Origin of the sequence: Chloroflexus sp., from assembly GCF_034435895.1 — a bacterium.
In the GTDB taxonomy this organism is placed as follows: Bacteria; Chloroflexota; Chloroflexia; order Chloroflexales; family Chloroflexaceae; genus Chloroflexus.
The window spans coordinates 1-1,614 of the sequence record NZ_DAOTWH010000360.1 but is presented as its reverse complement, the minus strand read 5'-3'; the positions used below and the strand labels follow the sequence as shown (position 1 = coordinate 1,614).

Sequence of the window (1,614 nt, the reverse complement as noted above, 5' to 3'; positions counted from 1 at the left end):
CCGTGCGCCGGTTGAACGGCGGTGGGCGGCGCAGGTGGCCTACCGCCGGGATAGTATCTTGCCGATTGCCCGCCAGATCCGGCCCAACGTGTGGGCGATCGGCGCGTACAACGGCACCGGCAACGTGATCGGCGCGCTCTGTGGGCGAGCAGCGGCGCGGGCAGCAGTGCGCGGCGATCTGACACTGCTGCGGTTGTTGGACGGCGGATAGGCTTTTCACCACCGAGGGCGCAGAGGAGGGGGTTTTACCGCAGAGAGCGCAGAGGGCAAGAGGTTTTTTACCACCGAGGACGCAGAGGGCGCAGGTTTTTTACCGCAGAGAACGCAGAGGGCGCGGGGGGGCAAGAGGTTTTTACCGCATAGAAAGCGGGAGGCGTAGTTGAGAGGCGGACAGAAATTTAGTTGCGTATAACCGTTGAATGCGGTGCAGTGCCTAAATGCGTAGCTCTGCACCCCTTTCCCGCGTCAGTGGGAGAGGGGCTAGGGGTGTGGGCCAGCAGCCCGCGTAGCGGGCTTCGTAACCCTAGCTCGGCCCTTTAGGGCTGGGTGCCGGACAGATGTTCTGGCCACTCTTGAACCCGCGCCAGTGGGAGAGAGGCTGGGGGTGAGGGCAAACCATTCCATCGCAAGGCCATTCGTTGTGGTATCATTAGGCTGAGCAGCACTGCCACGGAACGCGCCATGAACGCCATCGAAACGATCGAACTCACCAAACGCTACGGCAAACGGCTGGCTGTCGATCAGCTCAACCTCATCGTCGGCAAAGGTGAAGTGTTCGGCTTCCTCGGCCCGAACGGCGCCGGCAAGACTACTACGATCACTATGTTGCTAGGGCTAGTCAAGCCGACGAAAGGGCGCGCTATCGTGCTCGGCTACGACGTGCAACGCGAGCCGGCGCTGGCTTTGCAGCGGGTGGGTGCGATGATCGAAGCGCCCGCGTTCTACCCCTACCTCAGCGGCGCCGATAATCTGCGCGTCTTAGCCCGCGCCGGCGGCATTCCGCTTGAGCGAGTGCAGCGCGTGCTGGAGATGGTAGAGCTGTGCGATCGCGCGCGCGATAAAGTATCCACCTACTCGCAGGGGATGAAGCAGCGACTAGCGATTGCGGCTGCACTCTTGCCCGACCCCGAATTGATTATGCTTGATGAGCCGACCAACGGCCTTGATCCGGCGGGAACGGTCGAGATTCGCAATTTGATCCGCGATTTGGCTGCCGGTGGACGCACCATCTTGCTCTGTAGCCACTTGTTGCACGAGGTCGAGCAACTGTGCCAGCGGGTGGCGATTCTGAAAGAGGGTAAGCTAATTGCTGCCGGCGAAGTCGCCACCCTGTTGCGGCGCGGGCAAGGCGTGCGCGTGCGGGTGCAGGGTGATCCGGGGCCGGCGGTAAGCCTCTTGCGCGGGTTGGCATGGGTGAGCAGCGTGACCGTGCAAGGCGACGCGCTGATTGTTGATGCCCCTGCCGACCGCACCGCTGAGATTAATGCGCTGCTGATCAAAGCCGATATTGTAGTGGCTGAGATTGGGGCCAGCAATAGCTCGCTGGAAGAGTTTTTCTTGACCGTTACCAAAGCTGAACCGTAGCAATTATGGCGTGCGGCAGTTTCACTGCCG

Annotated in this window: 1 protein-coding gene and 1 pseudogene; both read left to right on the top strand. The window is 61.6% G+C overall.

The window, feature by feature from the left end; all coding sequences use genetic code 11:
• Positions 1-211: pseudogene (locus U9R81_RS19935) on the top strand (FAD-binding oxidoreductase); the annotation flags it as partial.
• Positions 212-681: 470 nt separating this feature from the next.
• Positions 682-1,584, top strand: a complete 903-nt coding sequence (locus U9R81_RS19930) for an ABC transporter ATP-binding protein (protein ID WP_322497152.1) — start codon at positions 682-684, stop codon at positions 1,582-1,584.
• The last annotated feature ends 30 nt before the right edge of the window (positions 1,585-1,614 follow it).